At 67.6% G+C, this 22,107-nt stretch carries 20 protein-coding genes; 3 read left to right on the top strand and 17 right to left on the bottom strand.

All coding sequences use genetic code 11. The features are described from left to right. Positions 1-27 precede the first annotated feature (27 nt). Positions 28-456: a MarR family winged helix-turn-helix transcriptional regulator gene (locus L5G32_RS13395; RefSeq protein ID WP_237011558.1), complete on the bottom strand. Its 429-nt coding sequence runs from the start codon at positions 454-456 to the stop codon at positions 28-30. 57 nt (positions 457-513) lie between these two features. Here L5G32_RS13395 and L5G32_RS13390 point away from each other — a divergent pair, with 57 nt between their 5' ends. Beyond that, positions 514-1,491 (top strand): aldo/keto reductase, encoded by a 978-nt coding sequence (locus L5G32_RS13390; protein ID WP_237011557.1) that lies wholly within the window; start codon positions 514-516, stop codon positions 1,489-1,491. Between the two features lie 25 nt (positions 1,492-1,516). Here the strand turns inward: L5G32_RS13390 and L5G32_RS13385 are convergent, their stop codons facing one another. The 6 genes from L5G32_RS13385 to L5G32_RS13360 all read right to left on the bottom strand — a co-directional run bounded on the left by L5G32_RS13385 (position 1,517) and on the right by L5G32_RS13360 (position 9,229). Next, the gene (locus L5G32_RS13385; protein WP_237011556.1) at positions 1,517-2,584 is read right to left on the bottom strand and encodes a lipocalin-like domain-containing protein; all 1,068 of its coding nucleotides are present in this window, start codon (positions 2,582-2,584) and stop codon (positions 1,517-1,519) included. A 78-nt stretch (positions 2,585-2,662) separates the two neighbouring features. Further along, positions 2,663-3,850 (bottom strand): CaiB/BaiF CoA transferase family protein, encoded by a 1,188-nt coding sequence (locus tag L5G32_RS13380; protein WP_237011555.1) that lies wholly within the window; start codon positions 3,848-3,850, stop codon positions 2,663-2,665. A 58-nt stretch (positions 3,851-3,908) separates the two neighbouring features. Next, positions 3,909-5,393: an aldehyde dehydrogenase family protein gene (locus L5G32_RS13375; protein ID WP_237011554.1), complete on the bottom strand. Its 1,485-nt coding sequence runs from the start codon at positions 5,391-5,393 to the stop codon at positions 3,909-3,911. Next, positions 5,390-6,739, bottom strand: coding sequence for a homogentisate 1,2-dioxygenase (hmgA, locus tag L5G32_RS13370; protein WP_237011553.1), 1,350 nt, complete (start codon positions 6,737-6,739; stop codon positions 5,390-5,392). The genes L5G32_RS13375 and hmgA overlap by 4 nt, the downstream gene beginning before the upstream one ends. 25 nt (positions 6,740-6,764) lie before the next feature. Next, complete coding sequence (locus tag L5G32_RS13365) at positions 6,765-8,033, bottom strand: oxygenase MpaB family protein (RefSeq protein ID WP_237011552.1); 1,269 nt, start codon at positions 8,031-8,033, stop codon at positions 6,765-6,767. Next, on the bottom strand, positions 8,030-9,229 hold the full coding sequence (locus L5G32_RS13360) for an alpha/beta hydrolase family protein (protein WP_237011551.1): 1,200 nt from the start codon (positions 9,227-9,229) through the stop codon (positions 8,030-8,032). The genes L5G32_RS13365 and L5G32_RS13360 overlap by 4 nt, the downstream gene beginning before the upstream one ends. Positions 9,230-9,341: 112 nt before the next feature. Here L5G32_RS13360 and L5G32_RS13355 point away from each other — a divergent pair, with 112 nt between their 5' ends. Continuing rightward, complete coding sequence (locus L5G32_RS13355) at positions 9,342-9,914, top strand: Rv1363c family protein (RefSeq protein WP_237011550.1); 573 nt, start codon at positions 9,342-9,344, stop codon at positions 9,912-9,914. Next, positions 9,911-10,546 carry an Rv1363c family protein gene (locus L5G32_RS13350; protein WP_237011549.1) on the top strand — a complete coding sequence of 212 codons (636 nt, stop codon included), beginning with the start codon at positions 9,911-9,913 and terminating at the stop codon, positions 10,544-10,546. Before L5G32_RS13355 ends, L5G32_RS13350 begins: the two co-directional genes overlap by 4 nt. On the opposite strand, the gene L5G32_RS13345 is transcribed toward L5G32_RS13350, so the two are convergent. The 10 genes from L5G32_RS13345 to L5G32_RS13300 all read right to left on the bottom strand — a co-directional run bounded on the left by L5G32_RS13345 (position 10,547) and on the right by L5G32_RS13300 (position 22,049). After that, complete coding sequence (locus tag L5G32_RS13345; RefSeq protein ID WP_237011548.1) at positions 10,547-11,509, bottom strand: esterase/lipase family protein; 963 nt, start codon at positions 11,507-11,509, stop codon at positions 10,547-10,549. A gap of 100 nt (positions 11,510-11,609) precedes the next feature. Next, the gene (locus tag L5G32_RS13340; RefSeq protein ID WP_237011547.1) at positions 11,610-12,992 is read right to left on the bottom strand and encodes an MCE family protein; all 1,383 of its coding nucleotides are present in this window, start codon (positions 12,990-12,992) and stop codon (positions 11,610-11,612) included. Next, the gene (locus tag L5G32_RS13335; protein WP_237011546.1) at positions 12,989-14,128 is read right to left on the bottom strand and encodes an MCE family protein; all 1,140 of its coding nucleotides are present in this window, start codon (positions 14,126-14,128) and stop codon (positions 12,989-12,991) included. Before L5G32_RS13335 ends, L5G32_RS13340 begins: the two co-directional genes overlap by 4 nt. Beyond that, positions 14,125-15,363 (bottom strand): MCE family protein, encoded by a 1,239-nt coding sequence (locus L5G32_RS13330; protein WP_237011545.1) that lies wholly within the window; start codon positions 15,361-15,363, stop codon positions 14,125-14,127. The genes L5G32_RS13335 and L5G32_RS13330 overlap by 4 nt, the downstream gene beginning before the upstream one ends. After that, positions 15,360-16,382, bottom strand: a complete 1,023-nt coding sequence (locus L5G32_RS13325; RefSeq protein ID WP_237011544.1) for an MCE family protein — start codon at positions 16,380-16,382, stop codon at positions 15,360-15,362. The genes L5G32_RS13330 and L5G32_RS13325 overlap by 4 nt, the downstream gene beginning before the upstream one ends. Next, positions 16,379-17,398 (bottom strand): MCE family protein, encoded by a 1,020-nt coding sequence (locus L5G32_RS13320; protein ID WP_237011543.1) that lies wholly within the window; start codon positions 17,396-17,398, stop codon positions 16,379-16,381. Before L5G32_RS13320 ends, L5G32_RS13325 begins: the two co-directional genes overlap by 4 nt. Next, on the bottom strand, positions 17,395-18,558 hold the full coding sequence (locus L5G32_RS13315; RefSeq protein WP_237011542.1) for an MCE family protein: 1,164 nt from the start codon (positions 18,556-18,558) through the stop codon (positions 17,395-17,397). Before L5G32_RS13315 ends, L5G32_RS13320 begins: the two co-directional genes overlap by 4 nt. A gap of 4 nt (positions 18,559-18,562) precedes the next feature. Continuing rightward, positions 18,563-19,414 (bottom strand): ABC transporter permease, encoded by an 852-nt coding sequence (locus L5G32_RS13310; RefSeq protein ID WP_237011541.1) that lies wholly within the window; start codon positions 19,412-19,414, stop codon positions 18,563-18,565. Continuing rightward, positions 19,411-20,184: an MlaE family ABC transporter permease gene (locus L5G32_RS13305; protein ID WP_237011540.1), complete on the bottom strand. Its 774-nt coding sequence runs from the start codon at positions 20,182-20,184 to the stop codon at positions 19,411-19,413. Before L5G32_RS13305 ends, L5G32_RS13310 begins: the two co-directional genes overlap by 4 nt. After that, on the bottom strand, positions 20,181-22,049 hold the full coding sequence (locus L5G32_RS13300) for a multicopper oxidase family protein (RefSeq protein WP_237011539.1): 1,869 nt from the start codon (positions 22,047-22,049) through the stop codon (positions 20,181-20,183). Before L5G32_RS13300 ends, L5G32_RS13305 begins: the two co-directional genes overlap by 4 nt. Positions 22,050-22,107 lie beyond the last annotated feature (58 nt).

Below are 22,107 nucleotides of genomic sequence, written 5' to 3'. Positions count from 1 at the left end.
CGTGTCGAGATACTGGGACGGTTCTCGTCAGTCTGCGAGCCGGTCCAGCAGCGGAAGTGCTGCGGCGAGCGTCTCGCGTTCGGTCTCGGTGAGGCGCTCGTCGACGGCGTGCGCGAGCCATTCGTCGCGCGTGCGACGGGTGCCGTCGACGAGCGCACGCCCTTGGGCCGAGAGCGAGAGAACTTGCCTGCGACCGTCATTCGGATCCGGGGCACGTTCGACGAGGCCCCGTTCGGTCAGGACGGTGACCGTCGCCGCCATCGACTGTGGACGCACCCGTTCGGCGTCGGCGAGATCGCTCGACGACATCTCGCTTCCCGCGAGCCGGCTCACGACCACGGTCTGCGACGGAGTGAGCTCATCGAAGGCAGCGACCTCCCGGAACCGCCGACGCAGACGGCTGAACACGACTCTGACCTCGCCCGCAATGAACCACGCATCGTTCCGGTCCGCCATGGTCTTCAGCCTAAGCTGACGAGGTCGTCCGGTGCCACCGCGAGTAGCGTGCGAATCATGGACTACTCGCCTCTCGGAGACAGCGGCCTGGTGGTGTCGGCGCTCGGCGTCGGCTGCAACGCCTTCGGCCGACGGATCGACCAGGCCGCGACGAACGACGTCGTTGCGGGCGCATTCGACAACGGGGTCAACTTCTTCGACACGGCCGACTCGTACAGCGCAGGACAGTCGGAGGCGATGCTCGGGGAAGCACTCGGCTCGCACCGCGACGAGGTCGTCATCGCGACGAAGTTCGGCATGGATCTCGGCGACGTCTACCCGGGCGCGCAGACCAACCGCGCGAGCCGCTCGTACATGTCGCGGGCCGTCGAAGGCAGCCTGCAGCGGCTCGGCACCGACTACATCGACCTGTACCAGTTGCACACGCCCGACCGGATCACGCCGATCGACGAGACGTTGTCGGCGCTGACGGATCTCGTCCGGTCCGGCAAGGTGCGCTATATCGGCTGCTCGAACCTGGCGGCGTGGGAGGTCGCCGACGCTGCGGGCGTCGCCGACGCGATCGGCAGCGAGCACTTCATCACCGCGCAGAACGAGTACTCGCTGTACAACCGCAGCGCCGAAGCCGAACTCGTGCCTGCGCTGAAGCGCTACGGGATGAGTCTGCTCCCCTACTTCCCGCTCGCGTACGGTCTGCTCACCGGCAAGTACTCGCGCGACGAGGCGCCGCCCGCGGGGTCGCGCCTGGTCACCGAGTCGTTCCGGTACGACGCCGCCGACTGGGACGTCGTGGACGCTGTCCGGGCGTTCGCGGCCGACCGCGGCATCAGCATGCTCGACGTGGCGCTCGGCGGATTGCGCGCGCAACCGACAGTCGACTCGATCATCGCGGGGGCGACGTCGTCGGCGCAGATCACCGCGAACGCGCAGTCGGTGCTGTGGGCGCCGACCGACGACGATCTCGCCGACCTAGACGAAGCAGTGTCGCCCGGTTCCGGGACCGGATATCTGACGTTCGCGCCGCCGCAGCGCTGAGCGGGCCGCTACTCGCCGCGCTCGCTCAACTCAACGCGACCAACTCGTGCAGGGTGCTGCCCTCCACGGTCTCGACCGAGCCGTCGTCCTGTGTCACTGCGAGGGTGAAGTCCGACTGGAATCGGAAGTACCCGGGTTTGCCGATCACCCGGTCGGCGATCGGTCGCATCACCTTGCTTCCGATCACCGGCATCTGTTCGATCAGGGAGTACGACTGCAACACCTGCCGGACGCTCATCTCGAGCCGGAACTTTCCGGGCGCTTCGAGGGTGAACGTCTCCGGGTAGTCCTGTCTGGCGACGTCGTCGTAGACCGACGGGCCGAGGGTGAACTCGACGTCGCCCGTGGACAGGAGGACCTCGTCGCCCTTAGCCAGCATCACCGGCATGATCTGTAGGTTTCCGTACTTCTCGTTGCAGGCCACCACGGCGTAGAGCAGCGAGTAGTCCTGCGTGTAGAGGCGGCCCCAGTGCCAGCGTTCGATGACGCGGGGCATGTTGCCGACGCCCCAGTTGTGGTCGGCGTAGCCGCGGCCGGTCACCTCCCATCGGTCGTCGCCGATGGCGACGGTGCCGCTCACCGCTGCACGGGGCGCGCCGACGCACCAGCCGAAGACGCCGCCGTCGCCGAACTGGGTCTCCCCGCGTCCGGGCATCCAGGGCAGAATCTCGTTGCGGAACTCGAGGTCGAGCTGCACGTCTTCTTCGTCGAAGGTCACGAAGTAGGTCGGCATGTCGTTCTCGTCGAATTCGACGCGAGCCGAGTTCGGGCCGATCCGCACGTCCACCTCATCGGTGGAGAAGTGCGCGGCCCGTACCGGATACTTCTGCGAGATCTGCAGCGTGCTGCCGTCCGGCTTGTAGACGATGACCTCGACCCAGGGGCGCGCCATCGGCGGGTCTTCGGGGCGACGTTTCACCAGGAAGCCGACGACGGTGTAGCCGTTGTCGAGGTGCGCGTCGAAGTACCAATGCTCGAAGGCGGTTCGCTCCGCCCGCGCGTGCAGGGCGTTGTGCTCGGGGCGGACTGCGGTGATGGTTCCGTCGCTGCGGCCCGGCCCGTTCCACGCTTCAACGGCGTCGATGGTCGTCATGGGATCTCGTTTCCTGTTCTTCGCTTCGTTGTGTTCTGTCGGGCGCCGTCCGGCCCCCGATTCAGATCGCTTCTGGACTCAGATGACTCCGGCGGCGGCGAGCTCGGCGAGCCGCTGCTCGTCGAGGCCGAGCAAGCCGGAGTACACCTCGGTGTTGTCCTGGCCGACGGACGCCGGTCCGGCCGACCGGACGCTGCCGGGCGTCTCCGACAGTTTCGGCACCACACCCGGCCCGAGCACGTCGCGGCCCAGGCGTTCGTCCGGGTGCGGCACCAACATCTCTCGAGCCTGGAACTGTTCGTCGGCGACGACGTCGGCGACCGTGTTGACCGGGCCAGCGACCACCCCTGCCTCGGCCATCAGATCGATGACCGTGGCTCCGTCGCGGTCGGCGACCCACGCGCCGATGATCTCGTCCAGGAGATCCTCGTGCTTGCCGCGGGCCACGTGGTCTCGGGTGCGTTCGTCGTCGATCAGGTCTTCGCGGCCGATCACCGCGCACAGGCGCCGGAACACGGTGTCCTGATTGGCGGCGATGATCACCCACCGTTCGTCCCGCGTCAGATACAGGTTGGACGGCGCGATCCCGCTGAGCCTGGTGCCGGAGGGCTGCCGGACGACGCCGCCGAGGTCGTAGTCCGGGATCGTCGATTCGAGCATCGCCAGGCAGGCTTCGGTGAGCGCCACGTCGACCACCTGACCGTGACCGGTGAGATGGCGGGTGTGCAACGCGGCCAGCACGCCTTGCACCGCGAACATGCCCGCGAGCGAATCCCCGATGGACAGTGACAGCCGCGGCGCGGGACCTCCGGGGAACCCGTTGATGTAGCGCAGTCCGCTGACTCCTTCGGCGACGGAGGCGTAGCCGGCTTTGAACGCGGCCGGACCGGTCTGTCCGTAGCCGGAGACTCGAGCCAGAATGATACCCGGATTCCGTTCGGCGAGAACGTCATAGCCGATCTGCCACTTCTCCAGGGTGCCCGGCCGGAAGTTCTCGACGATGATGTCGCTGCGCTCGACGAGGTCGAGGAAGATCTCCCGTCCCTCGCCGGAGCGCAGGTCCAGACTGATGGCCCGTTTGTTGCGGGCGTGCACGGTCCAGAAGGCCCGTTCCCCGTCGACCTCGGCTTGCCCCCAGGTCCGCAGCGGATCGGCTTTGCCCGGAGCCTCGATCTTGATGACGTCGGCTCCGAGATCGCCGAGCAGCCTGCCCGCGAACGGTCCGGCGATGAGCGTGCCCAGTTCCAGAACCCGGAGATCGGCCAATGCGCCTGCGTTGTCGGGTGCCCGCGTTTCAGAAACCCCTGTATTAGAAACCCCTGTATTAGAAACCAAGGTGGACGGTCTTCTCTTCGGTGTTGGCATGGATACCAGACTGCCCCAGTTCGCGCCCGTAGCCACTGGCTTCGCGGCCGCCCCAAGGCAGACCGGGTTCGGGAACGCCCCAGCCGTTGACCCACACCATGCCGACGCGCAGTCGGGGGATCACCGAGTGTGCGGTGGACAGGCTGCTGGTGTGGATCATGGCGTTGAGCCCGTACTCGGTGTCGTTGGCGATCTGTACGGCTTCGTCGGTGGTGGAGAACGGGATGACGGTGGCGACGGGGCCGAAGATCTCTTCGCGGGCGATCGTCAGGTCGTTGTGTCCGCGGAACACGGTCGGCTCGACGAAGTAGCCCGCCCGGTCCAGGACTTTCCCGCCGGTGATCAGTTCGGCGTTCTCGCTCGTGCCGAGGCCGATGTAGCGTTCGATCGTGTCGAGCTGTTTGCGGTTGACGATGGTGCCCATGGTGCTCGACGCGTCACGCGGGTCGCCGATGACGGCGGCTTCGGCCGCGGCGACGAGGCCTGCGATGACCTCGTCGACCCGCGATTCATGGACGAGCACGCGAGTGCCCGCCGCGCAGACCTGCCCTTGGTGGTAGAAGTTGCCCATTGCGATCCATGGCATGGACTGCTCGAGGTCGGCGTCGGCGAACACCAGTTGCGGCGACTTGCCGCCGAGTTCGAGGGTCATCTTGCGGTACTTGTCGCCTGCGCGGGGCGCGATGGTTCGGCCGACGCGCGCGCTGCCGGTGAAGCTGATCTTGTCGATGCCCTCGTGTCGGGCGAGCGCCGCGCCGGCTTCCTCGCCGAGGCCGGTCACCACGTTGAGCACGCCTTCGGGCACTCCGGCCTCGACGAGCAGTTGCGCGAGGCGGATGGTCGAGAGGGATGCGTCCTCAGCGGGTTTGATGACGGCCGTGTTGCCCGCCGCCAATGCAGGCGCGAGCTTCCAGCCGGCGATCACCGCCGGGTTGTTCCAGGGCGTGATGGCGCCGACGACGCCGAGCGGCTGCCGCAGGGTGTAGCCGAAACGCTGCTGCGGACCGTAGCTCGGGAGGACCGAGGTCTGTCCGACGATCTTGTCGGCCCATCCCGCGAAGTGCCGGAAGGTCCCGGCGGTGGCCGGGATGTCGCCGTTGACGCTGTCGACGTACAGCTTGCCCATCTCCACCGATTCGAGGGCCGCGAGGTTCTCGGCGTCGGCTTCGATCAGGTCGGCGGCGCGCGAGAGGATGCGGCCGCGCTCGGCGCCCGGCAGTTCGGACCAGACGCCCGACTCGAACGTCTCGCGGGCGGCCGCGACTGCGGCGTCGACGTCGGTCTCGGTTCCGGCGGGGAGTTCGGCGACGACGCTCTCGTCGGCCGGATTGGTCGAGACGTACGTCGCCCCGCCCGAGGCCGCGCGACGGGTGTCGCCGATCCGCAGACTGACGTCGGGAATCGTCGGTTCGAAGCGGGCCGCTGCGTTCGCTGTATCGGTCATCGGTCGTCTCCTTCAGGAGTGCTGGTGGGTGGGGTGAAGCGCGGGGTGAGACCACCCCAGGCCGAGTCGTAGTCCGGTTGTCGGTGGCCTCCCGACATGGCTTGTTCGGCGACGGTCAGCGGCAGCCGGGTCTCGAACATGAATGCGATCGAGTTGTCGAACTTCTGCGGCGACAGTTCGGCTTCGGTGCCGAGCGTGTGGGTCGTCAGGTCGGGCCCGTGCGCGGCGAACATGTTGTGCAGGCTCGCTCCGCCCGGCACGAATCCTTCGGCCTTGGAGTCGTGTGCTCCATAGATCAGGCCCATGAACTCCGTCATGACGTTCCGGTGGAAGTGCGGCGGACGGAACGTGTGCTCGCCGACCAGCCAGCGCGGACCGAACGCGCAGAAGTCGACGTTCGCCTGCCCCGGGATCGGTGTCGGCGAGGTCAGCACTGTGTGAATCGACGGATCGGCGTGGTCCCAGTTGGTGGTGCCCAAGACGTTGAACTCAGCCAGGTCGTAGACGTACACGCCGTGGGTGCCGTGCCACGCGACCACGTCGAGCGGTGAGTCCGGAAGCGTGCACGCCCAGAGGTGCCCGCCGAACTTGTGCACCAGCTGCGCCTCGCCGACTCCCTGCTCGTATGCGGCCACCGGGTGCCGGAAGTGCCGGGCGTGTGCCAGCCCGTTGGCGCCGATCGGGCCGAGCTCGGGCAGTTCGAAAGGCGCACCGTAGTTCTCGCAGACATAGCCCGCGGACGCGCCGCCTGGCAGGTCGACGGCGAACTTGATGCTGCGCGAGATCACCACGATCTCGCCCGGGGCCGCGTCGACGACGCCCAGCTCGGTCCGCACCCGGAGCGGCCCGGACTGCGGGACGATCAGCAGCTCGCCGTCGCTGTTCTGGAAGTAGCGGCGCGTCATGGACGTCGTCGCCGAGTAGAGGTGCACCCCGATGCCGGTGCGGGCGAGCACGTCGCCGTTGCCTGCGACGGTGTACAGGCCGTCGACGAAGTCCGTCCCGGACGGGTTGGGCGGCAATGGGTTCCAGCGCAACCGGTTGGGCACCGGGCCGCCGGGCAACGGTGCGGACGCCAGAGCGCCGTCGTCGATACGAGCGAGCGGCGGATGCCCGGCCGTCGGCCGGATGCGGTAGCACCAGGTACGCCGGTTGTGTGCCCGTGGTTCGGTGAACGCGGTGCCGGAGATCTGTTCGGCGTACAGCCCGAACGGCGGGCGCTGCGGCGAGTTCTGCAGCGGCGGCAACGCGCCTGCGACAGCCTCGGAGCAATGCTCGTTGCCGAATCCGCGGAGGTACAGCAGTTCCCCGTCGAGCTGGGCCCCGTCGGTCGAAGACTGTGTCATAGGAGTCCCTTTCGGTAGTCGTCGGTCATCGGCGCAACGCTCCGGACGCGTCGAATTCGGCTTCGCGGTCGGACATCTGGGCGCGATACCAGTTCTCTCGGTGCCAGCGCATGACCTTCTCGTGCACACGTCCCAGCGGCGGAATGCGCCGCAGCGTCTCGACCACGGCGACCGCGGGGAATCGAGCAGCGACCCACGCGAGACCGGGCAGGGCGTTCGGCATGTCGTGCTTGGCGTAGGTCTGCGGGAACATGAACAGCCGCGCGTATGTCGCGTAGATCGCCGCGTTGTAGTGTTCGCGCAGTCGTTGCAGCCCGGTGTGGTCGTCGCGCGGGGCGAAGGCCTGGGGGAAGGACTCGATGAGTTCGACCCCGCCCGGTCCCGCGTCGTAGCTGCGGGCGGTGCCGACGATGGCGAGCAGTCGCAGACTGTCGGCGATGGTCTCCGGGTACCAGGTGTTGCGCACCCCGACGATGTGTCCCATGTACCGCTGGAAGTGGATCAGATCGTAGATCTCCTTGCGGGTGGTCTGCACCCCGAGGATCCACAACGCCAGCCCCGGCACCACACTGCCGCCGAGCAGGGTGAGCAGCATGTAGGCCTGGCTGATCGGCAGACCCCATTTCTCCGAGTGCCATTCGGGATGGTCGGCGACGCGGCGTCGCACCGAGACGTGCATGACGCGCACCAGCATCGCGGTGGCGCGGCCTTTGCTTCCCGGCGTCAGCAGACCGCCCGGTTCGGAGACGTCGATCCAGAACCGTGAGGTCTCCAGGAAGCGCCGCAGCGCGTTGTCACCCGCGTATCCACCGGCCAACGACAGCGGCGTCGCGACGGCGGCTTCGGTGTACATCTCCAGCGTCTCGCCGCCCGCGACACTGAACAGGAAGGTCCCCCACCGACGCCAGATGCGGGCGCCGGCTTCGACCGTGGCCGGATCGACCCACTCGGGGATCTGCTCGAATTCGGTGAACAGTTCCACCATCGACGGCGGTGGGTTCTCGATGCTGTCGAGCCCGTCGGCGAGGGCGCGTTTGAGCATCGCGCGCCCTTCCTCCATGCCGATCTCGCCGTAGAGGACCTCGTCGACGAACCGCTCGGCCACTGGATCGCCCGCGTACATGTCGCCTGCGAACGCTTCGAGTTGCTCGGTCGTCGGGAAGATGTCGGCGCCGGTCAGTCGTTTGGCGACTTTCCGAGCACGGCGGATCACCGGCCGTGACATCGTCGCCCGATACGGGAAGGCCGTGGGCGCGGATCGAACGCTGCGGATCTCGTCCTGCTGAACGGTCATGCCGTCGCCTCCTGTCCTCGCCCGGCCGAACCTGCGAGCAGCCCGCGCCGCCTCATCCATCCGCTGACTGTGTCGACGATCCGGGGAACGCCGTCGGGTTGGTCGACGCAGTAGTGACTCAGGTCGTTCAGTCCGATGTACTCCACGTCGGGGTCGGCGCTGGCCTCGTACATCGCCTCCGAGTCGCTGACGAACGCCGCCTGGTCGGCGCGCAGTGCCGCGACCAACGTCGGAGTGTTCACGGTGGTCAGGTTTCGCACGGCGTCGGCGTTCGTCAGGTCGTAGCTCCACGTGCTCAGCCATGCCCGCACCGTTGAGAAGCGAGCCAGCCCGCCCGCCGCCAGGTTCGCGGTCTGCGGGTCGCCGTACATGCTGCCCGGCTGTCGATCGCTCGGATCCAGAGTCATGTCCAGGTAGCGGGGGTCGGCGACGGTGCGGTGGACCACGAAGGCCCGGTCTGCCGCGCCACGACGCTCCAGCTCGTCGAGCTGATCCAGCGCCCAGCTGTCGATGCGGCGGATGCGTGCGAGTTGAGCGTCCCGGTAGGTCTGCACCCATTCCCGATCCAATGGCACGGCGCGGTCTGTGGCGTAGAGATCGACCGTCTCGTCGGTCGCGTACGGATCGGTCTCGTCGACGACGGAGCCGTCGATCCAGTTCCGCAGGACTCGCGCGCGGCCGGGATGCGCGCCGACGAAGGCCAGACCGTCGGCCGGAACCATCCCGGTCAGGTCTTCCGGGTCGCCCGCCGGAGTCTGGGTGACCGTCGGATTGAGCGCCTGGCTCTGATAGAAGGCCGACAGTGATCCCCCGCCGCTGAAGCCGAGCAGCACCACCTTCTCGAAGCCGAGTTCTTCGCGCATCCAGCGGACCGCGCAGCCCAGATCGGCGGCCGCTCGTTCCATGATGAGCGCGGGCTCGTTTGTCGAGTACCGGGTGTTGACTCCCATGATCGGCAGACCGGCTTCGGCGAAGCCGTGCAGTAGGAAGTGGCTCAGGAAGTTCGACGCCGGATGGCACATCACCAGACCCACCTCCGTGGAGTGATCGGGCAACGCGACCAGATTCCCGTGCAACGTCGGATAGTGCCGAGTCAGACCGGAATGAGATTCGACGCGACCGTCGGTGGCCGGCGAGAACGGGATGCGTTGGAAGTGGTCGACCGTGGGCGTCGACACCGATCCTGCAGAGGACAAAAGAGTCTCCTTTCGCTGACGCCTCGGGTGAGGCTCAGGTCACAGACCGAGACGGTACCATACCGTATGGTACGGTTTCATCAATCGAGACGACTGCGCACGATGAGGGCTGATGACGCACAGTGACGAGACACCGACGACTGCTGATGAGGCGGGTCCAGACTCGCCCGAACCAGACTCGCCCGCCGAACCCGATTCGGGCACTCGACGCGGCCTGATCACCGGGATCGCGATCGGCGCAGTGATCCTCGCGTTGGCCGTGGCCACCGGGTTCACCGCGAGTTGGTATGTCTCAGACCGTGACCGCGAGCAGCTCGACGCCCAGTACGTCGACGCTGCGCGTCAAGGCGTCCTCAACGTGATCTCGGTCAGCGCCGACCGCGCCGACCGCGATGTGGACCGGATCCTGGAGGGCTCGACCGGCGAGTTCCGCGCCGACTTCGCTGGCCGGTCGAAAGACTTCATCGACGTCGTCAAACAGATGAAGGTGACGAGCAAGGGCACCGTCAACGCGGTCGGCATCGAGACCTCGGACGAGCACGCGGCGAGGCTTCTCGTCTCCGCCACGTCACTGGTCACCAACGGCTCCGGCGCTCAGGAAGAGCCGCGAGTGTGGCGGCTCCGAGTGCATCTGCAGCACGGCGACGACCGGATCCTGATCGAGAAGGTGGACTTCGCGGTATGACCGACACAGCAGGCAAGCCAGATCTCGACGAGACTGATACTGACGAGAAGCCGGAACTCGACGACGCGGGGACCCCCGACTCCCCCGCTACCGATTCCCCCTCAGCCGACTCCCCCTCAGCCGATTCTCCACCGGCCGAGCGCCGATGGCTGCGTCCCGTGCTCTGGGCGGTGGCCGCGACGTTGATCGTCGTGCTGGCCGGGTTGAGTCTGTTCTTCTGGATCGAGCACCGCAGCAGCGAGCAGGTGAACGACGCCCGGCCGACGGTGCTGGCCGCTGCCCGCACCGGGGCCACCGCGATCCTGACGTATCACGCCGACACCGCGCAGGCCGACGTCGATGCGACCCAGCGATTGTTGACCGGCGGTTTCGCCGACGAGTACCGGTCACTCGCCCGCACCGATGTGCTGCCCGCCGCTCGCGACCGCGGCTTGAGCTCTTCGGTCAACGTCTCCGGCGTCTCATTGATCAGCATCGAGAAGGACGACGCCGAGGCTCTCGTCTTCGTCACCCAGCAGGTCGCGTCGCAACAGCCGAACGACAAGCCGACCACCACGGCGACCGCGGTCCGAGTCGGTCTGGTCCGTCAGGAGGACGGTCGCTGGCTGATCGAGGCCTTCAAGCCGATCTGATCAGCCGGTGAACGGCGCTGCGAACCGGCACGGCACCGTCCGCGGGTGCTCGGGATCGAGCGCGTTGTACACGAAGTAGGCTGCCCGCTTGGAACCGGCGATCCCGGCGTGCTCGGAGTAGTCCTGAGCGCAGCCGTCTTGGACGACGATGTTCTTCACGCTTCGACCGGGTCCGCCTGCGACCTGACCGCTGGTGTACGGCACCACGGCCTCGTCATAGCGAGTCGAGATGTTGGTGTAGTCGATGCCCGGCAGATACGGTCCGCCGTCTGCCCACAGTTTCTTGATGAACTGCGAACCGCCGAGCATCTGACCGAGGGAACTGAAGATGGGAGTCACCTTCTGCTCGGGGATCCCCAGTCGCTTCGCGACCGGCAGAATCAGGTCGCCCGCGAACCCGTACGTTCCTCGCCACAGCGGGGCCAACGACACGTACTTGTCGATCTTGTCGCGGCCGCCGAGGAACTTCGCATAGTACGAAGGCATGATCGTGCCCTGTGAATGACCGACGATGTCGACCTTCTCGGCGCCCGTAGCCTTGCGAACCTTGTCGACGAAGACTTTCAACTCCGCGGCACTCTTCTCCAGCGGCTGGGTTCCGCCGATCTGATTCAGCGGCCATGGAGCTCCGGGGTACGAGCCGTAGGTGAGCGCGAAAACGCAGAACCCGGCGTTCTTGAGCATCGGGACATACGCTCCCCAATTGGTCTGCGCACCACCGCCCGTGCCATGGGTGAGCACCACGGGATTCGGATGGGCCTTGGTCGGTTCGCAGTCGAAGTCGTTCGAACCCGGCAGTGACCCGTTGGGGTGGGACAGTTCGTGCGGGATGCCTCCGAAGAAGTTGTAGTTCTCCGGCAGCTTCGGCTCCGCCTGCGCTGCGCCTGGCCCGGTCACCACCGACACCATCAGGGCCGTCACCGCCACCACCACAAGCATCACCGTCCGAGTGAAGCGTGTCATCTCCCCAGACCCTCCTGCATCGTCTCCCCCGACCCCCCTTGCCGTGCGCAGACGGACAGTAACAGCAACAGGTCGACGCCCGCAGCAGATTCGCCGCTGTTCAACGACCGGTCAGCATCGCCCTCAGCGTCGGCGGTTCGCCCCGGGCTTCGCCGGTCAGCCCGGCCACCTTGTAAGTGACGCCGTCGGCGCCCAGATACTCCCCGCGGGTCGGGTCGTACCCGGTCATCTTCGCGGCACGCCGGGTACGCGTGGTCCCTCGCTTCGCCGCGGGCTCGCCCGAGGCTCGCGAAGCCGTCCCGGGCTCGGCGGCGCCCGCCTTCGTCCGGCACAGCGCAACGGTCGCCGCTCGATAGCCCGGATACTCGATGCACGGCAGGTTGCGCGCGCCGCGCACCGACCGCGGATCGTCCGGATCCACCTTGCAGTACAGGTCTTTCGGCGCCGGGGCCGGACTCAGGTCGGTCGGCGATCGACGTTCGGACGGCGGAAGGAATCCTTCGATGCAGGGCGGCGGATCGTTGAGTTCCATGGTGAAGAAGGTGTTCTGCCCCGGATCGTCGGCATTGACGATCCCGGCGCCCTGAGATGCCGCGATCAACGGCGGGAACAGCACCAGGATCTGTTCGAGAGCCGGGTTGTAGACCGCGCCGACCTGCTCGACCGTCACCAGATTCGACAGCAGCATCGGCAGCAGTGGCTCGAAGTCGTTGAAGGCGGCGGTCGCCTCCTTCGCGGCGGGTCCCGCCTGATCGAGCACGCCGCGCACATCGGCGTCGGAGTCGGCGACGGTCCCGGTGATCCGCGCGAGCGAGCCCGCCCAGGCGGTGATCGCGGCGCCGGACACCTCTTGGGTGTGCAGCAGCGGGCCGAGCTCGTCGATCAGCCTGCCGGTCGGGTCGTCGGCCGCGCGGGCCTCGCCGAGGATCTTCGTCACCGAGCCGATCAGGGTGCGCAGCGCGGGCCCCTGCCCCTTCAGCGCGGTGAAGCTCTCGTCGATCACGGTGGTGAGGTCGTCCTGGGGGACCGAGGCGAGCAGTTCGTTCACTGAGCCGAGCACTCGACCTGCGTCGACGGACACCGTCACCCGGTCGGCGTCGATCCGGGAGCCCTCGTGCAGGTCGCCGCCGCCTGCGCGCCTCGGCACGAGATCGACGTACATCTCGCCGACTGCGGACATCGGGTTCACGTGCACATCGACGTCGGCCGGGACAGACGTCCCGGAGCGCATCGACAGTTCCGCGCTGGCCCCGGTCCTGGTGCTCGCCACTCCGGCGACGCGGCCGACGGTGACGCCGCGGTAGGTGACGTTCGCATTCGGGTACAGACCGCCCGCGTCGTCCATCTCGACAGCGACCGTGTAGCGGTCCAATCCTGCCTGCTGCGGCAACTGCGCATACTGGACGGCCACGACCCCGAGCGCGAGCACGGCGATGGCCGCGAAGACGATCAGCCGGATCACGGTGGAGCGTCGTAGGTTCATCGGGGTCGCCTTCCCGGATTCAGCAGATCCTTGAGTGGCGGCGCGTCGCCGCGTCTGCTCGCCGTCGCCGGGGCAGCCTTCCCGAGCACCCCTTCCAGACCCGAGAGCATTCCTTCGAGAGGAGTGCCGATCAGCAGAGCCTTGTCGAGGGTCGCCAACCGCAGATCCAGGGTCACCTGACCGTTCGCGTAGTCGCCGCGGACGACGTTCTGCGCCACGTCGATCGGGAACGGATAGGTCAGCAGGTAGCGCGACGACTCGGTGAGCGACTTCCCGGAGTCGGCGAGCCCCTTCAGGATCGGGGGCAGTGCCTTCAAGTCGGTGCGCATCTCGTCGCCCGATGCTCGGACGATGCCGTGCGCCGTGTCGGAGAAGTCGCCGAGCCTGATCAGCGTCTGCGACAGCTGGCCGCGCCGGTCGGCGACGGCGTCGAGCGCCGGGGCGAGCGCATCGATCGCCTCACCGATCCGCTCGTGCTGCGCGGCGAGGCGCGACGACAGGTCGTCGAGGGAGTCGATGGCGTCGGTGATCGAGTCGATCTGCTCGTTGAGACCGCCGAGCAACCGGTTCAGTCCGCTCAGGACCCGCCGGGCGGCATCGGTGCGGCCGCCGAGCGCGGCGTTGAGTTCGGTGGTGATCGTGCGCACCTGATCGAGGCCACCGCCACCGAGGACCAGGGCCACCGAGGCGAGGGTCTGCTCAGTGGTCGGATAGGCTCCGGCGTCGTCGATCGGAATCGTGTCGCCGTCCCGCAATCGACCGACCGCGCCGTTGTCGGGGGCTCCGAGTTCGACGTGCGCCGACCCGAGCAGTGTGGTCTGACCGATCTTCGCGACGGTGTTGGCGGGCAACGCGACGCCGTCGTCGAGACTGACGGTGACCACGGCGTGACCGTCGCGAAGTGCGAGGTCGCTGACTCGGCCGACCGCGATGTCGTCGACGAGGACCTCGGAGTTCCGGTCGATGGTCGTGACGTCGGGCATCTCGATCTGGACCGTCCATGCGCCGTCGCCGCGGCCGTGGGTTCCGGGCAACGGCAGCGAGTTGAGTCCGCGCCAACTGCACCCCGACAATGCGACGAGGGTCGCCACGATCAAGAGCACCACCGAGGTCGCCCGTCCGAGCCGCCCGGTCATCGTCGGCCTCCCGGCACGAGCATCTCCTTGACCGAGGTCGGTCGACTTCCGGAGCTCTTCTGCCCGGCTGGCGGCGTGACGCCGGAGTAGACGAGTTGGTCCGGCTTCGCGCCGACGCCACGGGTCGGATTGCTCGACAGGGGCGGATAGTCCATGGTGAGCAGCCGAAGCAGCGGGCCGAGGTACTTCACACACAGTTTCGCGCCGCGCTCGGCGGTAGTCGCCTCGGCTGCGGCGATCGACGAGCAGATGAACTGCACCGGGTTCGCGAAGTTGCTCATCGCGAGCGCCGAGACCACCGAGTTCTGCGCCGGTTGATAGATGTTGTTCAGGTTCGCCAGCGCGGTCGGGGCGGTGTGCAGCACCTGCGCGATGTTGTCCCGGTGAGCGGCGAGGGTCTCGGTGACGTCGCCGAGCCGGGTGAGCGCGTCGGTCATCCCGCCGCGGTTGTCGGCGATGAACGTCTGGACTTGCCCCAGAGAGGAGTCCAGGCTGTCCATCGCTCCGGCGATGTCGTCCCGGTTCGCGTCGAGAATGCTCGTCACCGACACCATCCGTTTGTTGAAGGACACGATCTGCGCGTCGCTGTCAGCGAGAGCACTGACGAAGATCTGGAGATTCTTCACCGTGCTGAACAGGTCGGTGCGGCCGTCGGAGACGGTGCGCAGCGCCGCCGACAGGGACGACAACGTGTCGTGCAGGGTCTCCCCTTGCCCGGACAGGTTCTTCGCTGCCGCGCTCACGGTGTCGCCGAGTGGTCCGCTGACCTCGTCCACCGACGGTTTGAGCTGCTCGGACACCTCGAGCAGTTGCTGTTCGATCTCGTTCCACTCGACGGGCACTGCGGTCCGCTCGATCGGGATCGTCGCGCCGTCGCCGAGCCGCGGTCCGTCCGTGTACGGCGGGGTGAGTTGAACGAAGCGTCCCGAGACCAGGCTCTGGTTGAGGACGACGGCCTGTGCACTCGCCGGGATCGACTGGGAGCGATCCACCCGCAAGTGGACCACGACGTCCTCGGCGCGCGGCGTGATCGATTCGACGGACCCGACGGGGATGCCGAGGACCCGGACGTCGTCGCCCGGGTAGAGGCCTGCCGCGGACGGGAAGATCACCGTCAGGCGATCGGTCGTCACCCGCGGCACGAGGAAGTAGGAGAACACGGCTGCGGCGATCACCAGTAGGGCGAGGAACGCCCACCCCCACTTCTTGGCGCTCGGATTCTTCACGGTATTCACTTGTCCCCCTTGATCGGATAGGGGATGCCGGCGTCGTTCATCGCCGTCCGCAGTGCGGGTTCGATCATCTGCGCAGGCAGCAGATTGGTGATGTACGACGAGAAGAACGGACCGGACGAGACGGCTTCGCCGAGTTCGGTGATGTACGGAGCGAGCGAGTCGATCGCCTTTCCGATGTTCTGCCGGTTGCGCCCCAACACGGTGAGCGCCTGGTTGGCGCTGTCGAGCGCCGGGCCGAGGGCGGCCTTGTTGTCGGCGATCACGTTCTGCAGCGACTGCGACAGCGTGGTGACGTTCGCGAACAGTGTCTCGACGGTGCGTCGTCGCTCCACGAGTTCGCCGAGGATGACGTCGACGTCGCCGATCAGGTCGGCGACGGCCTCGCTTCGGTCGGCGAGCACCCCGCTGACCTGGTCGGCCTTCGTCAGCAGTGCGCGGAGCTGCTCGTCGCGTTCGGCGACGGTCCGCGAGAGGGCGCCGAGACCGGCCACGGCAGGCTCCAGTTCGGCCGGGGTCTGGTCGAGCACGTCGTTGACCGCGCGCAGCGAGTCGGCGAGCTGCCCGGTGTCGATGTCCTGGGCGGCGTGGGTCAGATCGCCGAGTGCCGAGGTCAGGTCGTACGGGACGCTCGTGCGATCTCGAGGGATCACCGACCCGGCGGGCAACTCCCCCGTCCCGTCCGACGTCAGCGTGACGACCCGGGTGCCGAGAACGGTTGCGGTGGAGATCGACATCGAGGTCCGCGAGCCGAGCCTGGCCTGGTCGTCGACGTCGAACATCACGTCGACGTGGTCGCCGTCGAGTTCCATGGACGACACTCGTCCGACGGTGACGCCGTACTGCATGACGTCGTCGCCGACCCGCAGTCCGGCGGCGTCGGCGACCTCCGCGGTGAAGCTGCGGCCGTCGCCGAAGAACGGGAGCGACTGCACGCTGGTCGCCGTCGCCGCGACGAGCACGACCACCGTCACGCCGATCACGCCGGTACGGAAGGTGTTCCGCCGTTGATAGCGCATCATTTCGGTTCACACCTCCCGGTGTCCTGCCCGAAGACCGGGAGGATCAAGTTCTCGCCGTCGAGTCCGTTGAGCTTGATCCGCAGCGTGCACAGGTAGTAGTTGAAGAAGTTCCCGTAGGCGCCGAGGCGAGTGAGCGCCTGGTAGGTGTCCGGCAGGCGGGACAGCACGCTGTCGATGGTGTCGGCGCCCGCGTTGAGCTGATCGGTGGTGCGCTTGAGTTGGGTGACGGTCTGCGCGATCGGTGTGCGAGTGTCGGTGAGCATCTCACCGAGCGACGCACTCACCCGGTCCACGGAGGTCAGGGCGCGACCCCAGTCGTCGGAGTCGGTCGCCAGTCGGTCGGCGAGGAGCGAGGCCGATCCGATCGCCGAGTCGAGTTCGTCGTCGCGGTCGGCGACGGTGCCGAGCACGGTGTTCAGGTTGGTGATCAGGTCGCCGATCACTTCGTCGCGGTCGGCGAGCGTCTGGGTGAGGGTCGCGGTGCGGCTCAGCAACGACTCGACCGTCGAGCCCTGGCCTTGGAGGACGTTGAGCAGTTCAGCGCTGAACTGGTTGACCTGGTCGGGTTCGATGGCGCGCAGCAACGGTTTGAAACTGCCGAGCAGCGAGTCGAGGTCCAGTGCGGGCTGCGTCCGGTCGAGCGCGATGGCGCCCCCGGCCGGCAGTGGTTCGGGGGCGCCGTCGCCGTCACGTAACTCCAGGTAGCGATCGCCGGTCAGGTTCAGGTAGCGGACCGTGGCGTCGGTGGCTGTGGTCGGCGTGTACGAGCCGTCGATGGTGAAGTCGACGGTGACGGTGTCCTCGTCGTTGATCTCGATGCCGGTCACTTTGCCGACCTCGACGCCCGCGACGCGCACGAACTGGTTCTCCTCGAGCCCGGAGACGTCGGTGAAGCGCGCGTGGAACTCGTGGTCGTCGAAACGCACGTTGCCGAAGACCATGAGGACGGCGGCCAGGATCAACGTCATCACGGTGACGAACGCGCCGAGCGTGAGCCAGCGGGCGGTGGTCATCATCGGCCGCTCCCGCCGAGCATGAACTGCAGGATCGACTGCGGGACCAGTGCCGGGCTGCCGGTCGAGTCGGCGAACGGGTTGGCTCCGGTGTCGGCCACCACGTACGGGGTCGGAACCTGGCTCAGCTGCACGCGCGGCAGTTCGCCGCAGCGCGGGCCGCCGGTGGCCGCGACCTTGGGCAGACTCTTCGGATACGTGTAGGCCTCGGTCCCCATCAGGATCGTCGAGTTGAGGAGCATGGTGGCGCCGTTGCCGCCGGAGACCTTCTCGGCCTCGGTGCGGGCGACGTCGACGCCTTTGATGAAGCAGGACAGCATCGGGCTGTACTCCTTGAGCAGTTCGGCGGTCGGTTCGAGCAGCACGATCGCCTTGACCAGGTTGTCGGAGTTCGGTTCGAGGACGGCGTCGCCACGATTGGCCAGGCCGAGCACACCGGCCAGCAGATCGTCGAGTTGCGGAGTCTTGTCGGTGACGGTCTTCGCCGTCGTCGTCAGGTTCCGCAGGGTGGTCAGCAGGTCGTCGGCGGCGCCCGCGTAGATCGATGCGGTCGCCGCCCCCGACTCGGCGATGTCCTGCAGTTCGGGGATGCGCGCGGTGAGGGTGCCGAGCACCGTGTCGAGGTCGTCGAGACCGACGCCGAGTTCCGCGCCCTGCCCGTGCAGGGCGTGCGCGAGCGTCCCGAGCACCTCGTTGAGCTTGTCCGGTTCCACGGCGCCGAGGAGTCGGGTGAGCGACTCGAAGACGGTGTTGATCTCCACCGACACCGAGTCGGCTCCGATCCGGGCGCCGTCGGCCACGCTGCCTGCCGCGGGCTCGGGCGGGTCGACGACGTCGACGGTCTTGCCGCCGAAGAACGTGGACGAGCGGATCTGCACCTGGGTGTTGGACGGGATGTCCGCGGCCGCAGCCGGTTCGATCCCCACGACGATCTCCGCGCCGCCCGAGGTCGACTCGACCGATTCGACTTCGCCGATCCGCACCCCGTGTCGTTTCACCATGGCGCCCGGCTCCAGAGCGAGTCCGGCGCGCTCGGCAGCCACGCGCACGGTCACGACGTCCTGGAAGTCGCCCCGGTAGGCTCCGACGACGGCCCAGCCGCCGACTGCCAGGACGATGACGGCCACCAGCGCCCACACCCGGTGAATCGTGTTGTCGGTCATCGCGTCACCCGGCCAGCCGCAGTTCACGAGCGCTGCCGTAGAGCACCAGCGCGATCACCAGGGTCACGGTCACGACGGCGATGAGCGACAGGCGGACCGCGCGGCCGGTCGCCACCCCGACGCCTTCCGGGCCGCCGCCCGCGTAATAGCCGTAGTACGTGCAGATCAGCATCACCAGGAACGCCATGACGATGGCTTGCAGGAACGACCAGAGCACGTCGGACGGGATGAGGAACGTCGAGAAGTAGTGCTCGTAGACGCCGGGCGACTGGCCGAGCACGTTGACGGTGACGACCCGGCTCGACAGAAAGGAGAAGATCAGCGCGACCGCGTAGATCGGCGCGATCGTGATCATGCCCGCCAGCAGTCGGGTGCCGACCAGATACGGCATCGCGCGGATCGCCATCACTTCCAGGGCGTCGATCTCCTCGCTGATGCGCATGGCGCCGAGTTCGGCGGTCGTGCTCGCGCCGATGGTTGCAGCCAGCCCGATCCCGGCGGTCACCGGCACCACCACCCGGATGTTGACGTACGCGGAGAGGAAGCCGGTCATCGCGTCGACGCCGATGTTGCCGAGCGTGCTGTACCCCTGCACGGCCACCGTCGCCCCGGCGAACAGAGTGAGGAATCCGGTGATCATCACGGTGCCGCCGATCAGCGCGAGCGCACCGCTGCCCAGGCTCATGTCGGCGACCAGTCGCAGCATCTCGGAACCGTAATGGCGGGCCGCCCGGACGGCGGATAGCGAGGCTGCGGCGAGGAACCGGAACAGGCGGCCCACGCCGATGAAGAACTCGTCGACCGAGCGCACTGCTCGTCGTACCTGACGGACGGGGGCGGCTTGCATGATCGTCATCCGCCGATCCCCACTGCCACGCCGACCGCGGTCAGCACGAGGTTCAACACGAAGAGGGCCGAGAACGCGTAGACGACGGTCTCGTTGACCGCGTTGCCGACTGCTTTGGGGCCGCCCGTCACCGACAGCCCTCGATAGCAGGCGATGAGCCCGGCCACGCATCCGAAGAGGGCGGCCTTGACCTGCGAGAGAACCACTTCGCCGGAGCCCACGAGCAGGGTGAGACTCGACGCGTACGACCCGGGCGACACGTCCTGGGCGAACACCGAGAAGAAGAAGCCGCCCAGGATGCCGATGGCGCACACCCCGGCGTTGAGGAGGAATGCCACCAGAGTGGACGCGGCCACCCGCGGCACCACGAGACGGTTGATCGGATCGATGCCGAGGACGTCCATCGCGTCGATCTCCTCGCGGATGGTGCGCGAGCCCAGATCCGCTGCGATCGCGGTGGCTCCCGTTCCGGCCACCACCAGCACGGTGACCAGCGGGCCGATCTGGGTGATCGCGCCGAATCCGGCTCCCGCCCCGGACAGGTCGCGGGCGCCGATCTCGCCGAGGAGCGAGTTGAGGGTGAAGACGACCAGCACAGTGAACGGCACCGCCATCACGACGGTCGGCAGCAGCGACACCCGGATGATGGCCAGGCACTGCGAGCCGAACTCGGCGACCTGCACGGGCCTGCGCACCGACGCGCGGGCGGTGTCGGCGCACAGCGTGAAGAACTCCCCCGCTCCGGAGATCAGGGCTTTGGCTGCGGTCGGGGCCGTCACTGCACCACCCGGTACCGCAGCATCATGTCGTGATCTTCGTGATCGAGGATGTGGCAGTGCCAGACGTAGCCCTGCAGGTCTCGGGTCACCATGCCGTGCGCCGGGGTGGTTCCTGCGTGGTGACCGTGCGTCGACGGTCCGGGCCGCGCCACCGCGTGCCCGCCCGACGGCCGCGTCCACGACTGCGTGGGGTCGGAGGAGAAGATCGCGTCCGGGTCGAAGCCGAGCTCGTCGGCCGTCGGGAAGCGCACGATGATCGAGGTCACGTGTCCGCCGACGGCGTGCACGGTGTCCTTCCACCCGGCTTCCCAGGCCGCCGGGCCCCGCATCGGCCCCGCGTAGAACCCGCTCGGATCCGGAGCCCAACGCGTACCGATCGCAGGTTGCGGATGCGCGACCTGATAGTCGACGGTGCGGAGCGGTCGCCGCCCGAGGACCCGGAACATCACCAGGTGCAGGTGGATCGGGTGCGGGTCCGGCGTGATGTTGACGATGTCCCAGCGTTCGGTGACGCCCTGCTTCGGCTTCTCGATCTGTGGGTCGGCGTAGCGCAGATTGTTCAGCGACATGATGGCGGGCGGCACACGCAGCTCGTAGGGCTGCGTGACGGAGACGGTCCGCACCCGCTGGGGCTTGGCGATCGGCGGCATCGGAGCAGGCTTGCCGCGTCCGCCGCGCAGTCTGGTCGGCACACCGCGGCGGTCACCGCGCGCGGTCCCGGCGACGAACCGGCAGAAGCGCGGCATCGCGACCTCACCGAGGACCGCGGCCTGGAACGGCGGGGCCAGGTCGTTGCACAGGTCGACGGTCTCGCCCGGCGCGAGCGAGCTGAAGTCGACGAGAAGGTCGAAGCGTTCCGCGGGCGCAGCCTTGATCGAGCGGGTCCGCACCGGTGCGTCGAGCAGACCTCCCTCGTTGCCGATCACCCAGAACCGCATTCGGTTGGAGAAGAACAGATTCCACACCGAGAACTGCGCCGCGTTGATGAGCCGGAAACGGTACAGACCGCGATCCACCCTCAGCTTGGGCCAGACCTTGCCGTTGACCACGCCTCGGTCGCCGACCGCCCCGCCCTCCCATAGGCCTTCGGGCACCACCGGCGTCGAACGCAGCGATTGGTGACCGTCGTCGCGGAAGATCTTCTCCTGCAGGATCAACGGGATCTCATGCTCGCCTGCGGGCAGGCCGAGCGGATTGCCCGGGACTCCGGTGTCGAAGTCGTCACGCAGGAAGTACATTCCGGCGAGGCCCGCGTAGACGTTGGCGCGCGTGATCGCCATTGCGTGGTCGTGGTACCAGAGGTGACCGGCCTCCTGCCGGTTCGGGAACTTGAACGTCGAGGTCCCGTGGTGCGGCAGCATCAGCCGTTCGGGATTGCCGTCGAACTCGGGCGGTGTCGCCCCGCCGTGCAGGTGCATGGAAGTGACCGGGGTGTCGCGGTAGCGCGGGGTGACGCCGTGCAGCGACATGTCCAAGTCGGCGGCGAAGATGTGCTTGCCGAGCTCGCTGTGGTAGTGGACGGTGGTCTGCTCGCCGACGTGCGCCTCGATGGTCGGCCCCAGATACGGCTCGTCGTTGTACGCCATCGTCGGCACTCTCGGCTGGTCCCGATGGAAGCGGTTCCCGGCGGTGCGGGCCACGATCTCGATCGGCTCCGACGGCGACGATGTGATGGTGCTCGGCACGGTGAGGTCGTCGACGTACTTCGGCATCGGCGGTGAGTGGAAGAGCGTCGGCCACTTCACGTCCGGGACCTTCACGCCCGGCAACGGATCCGCGTTCGACGCACCGGCTTGCACGCGGCCGCCGACCACACCGGCCGCGGCAGCTGCCGCCGCGCCCATCAGGAATCGACGACGATTCATGTCCGTGCCCACATTTGCCCCTTCACTGCCGCCATTGAGACCTAGGGCACAGTACCAT

This window comes from Gordonia zhenghanii (assembly GCF_021738965.1).
Lineage (GTDB): Bacteria > Actinomycetota > Actinomycetes > Mycobacteriales > Mycobacteriaceae > Gordonia > Gordonia zhenghanii.
The sequence above is the reverse complement of the archived record's forward strand: the minus strand, read 5'-3'. Positions and strand labels throughout refer to the sequence as shown.

Coding starts and splice junctions, on each gene's coding strand:
- L5G32_RS13335 (WP_237011546.1), bottom strand. CDS start 14,128: ATGACCGGGCGGCTCGGACGGGCGACCTCGGTGGTGCTCTTGATCGTG.
- L5G32_RS13315 (WP_237011542.1), bottom strand. CDS start 18,558: ATGACCGACAACACGATTCACCGGGTGTGGGCGCTGGTGGCCGTCATC.
- L5G32_RS13325 (WP_237011544.1), bottom strand. CDS start 16,382: ATGATGCGCTATCAACGGCGGAACACCTTCCGTACCGGCGTGATCGGC.
- L5G32_RS13365 (WP_237011552.1), bottom strand. CDS start 8,033: ATGACCGTTCAGCAGGACGAGATCCGCAGCGTTCGATCCGCGCCCACG.
- L5G32_RS13350 (WP_237011549.1), top strand. CDS start 9,911: ATGACCGACACAGCAGGCAAGCCAGATCTCGACGAGACTGATACTGAC.
- L5G32_RS13320 (WP_237011543.1), bottom strand. CDS start 17,398: ATGATGACCACCGCCCGCTGGCTCACGCTCGGCGCGTTCGTCACCGTG.
- L5G32_RS13395 (WP_237011558.1), bottom strand. CDS start 456: ATGGCGGACCGGAACGATGCGTGGTTCATTGCGGGCGAGGTCAGAGTC.
- L5G32_RS13385 (WP_237011556.1), bottom strand. CDS start 2,584: ATGACGACCATCGACGCCGTTGAAGCGTGGAACGGGCCGGGCCGCAGC.
- L5G32_RS13310 (WP_237011541.1), bottom strand. CDS start 19,414: ATGACGATCATGCAAGCCGCCCCCGTCCGTCAGGTACGACGAGCAGTG.
- L5G32_RS13340 (WP_237011547.1), bottom strand. CDS start 12,992: ATGAACCTACGACGCTCCACCGTGATCCGGCTGATCGTCTTCGCGGCC.
- L5G32_RS13390 (WP_237011557.1), top strand. CDS start 514: ATGGACTACTCGCCTCTCGGAGACAGCGGCCTGGTGGTGTCGGCGCTC.
- L5G32_RS13355 (WP_237011550.1), top strand. CDS start 9,342: ATGACGCACAGTGACGAGACACCGACGACTGCTGATGAGGCGGGTCCA.
- L5G32_RS13345 (WP_237011548.1), bottom strand. CDS start 11,509: ATGACACGCTTCACTCGGACGGTGATGCTTGTGGTGGTGGCGGTGACG.
- L5G32_RS13300 (WP_237011539.1), bottom strand. CDS start 22,049: ATGAATCGTCGTCGATTCCTGATGGGCGCGGCGGCAGCTGCCGCGGCC.
- L5G32_RS13375 (WP_237011554.1), bottom strand. CDS start 5,393: ATGACCGATACAGCGAACGCAGCGGCCCGCTTCGAACCGACGATTCCC.
- hmgA (WP_237011553.1), bottom strand. CDS start 6,739: ATGACACAGTCTTCGACCGACGGGGCCCAGCTCGACGGGGAACTGCTG.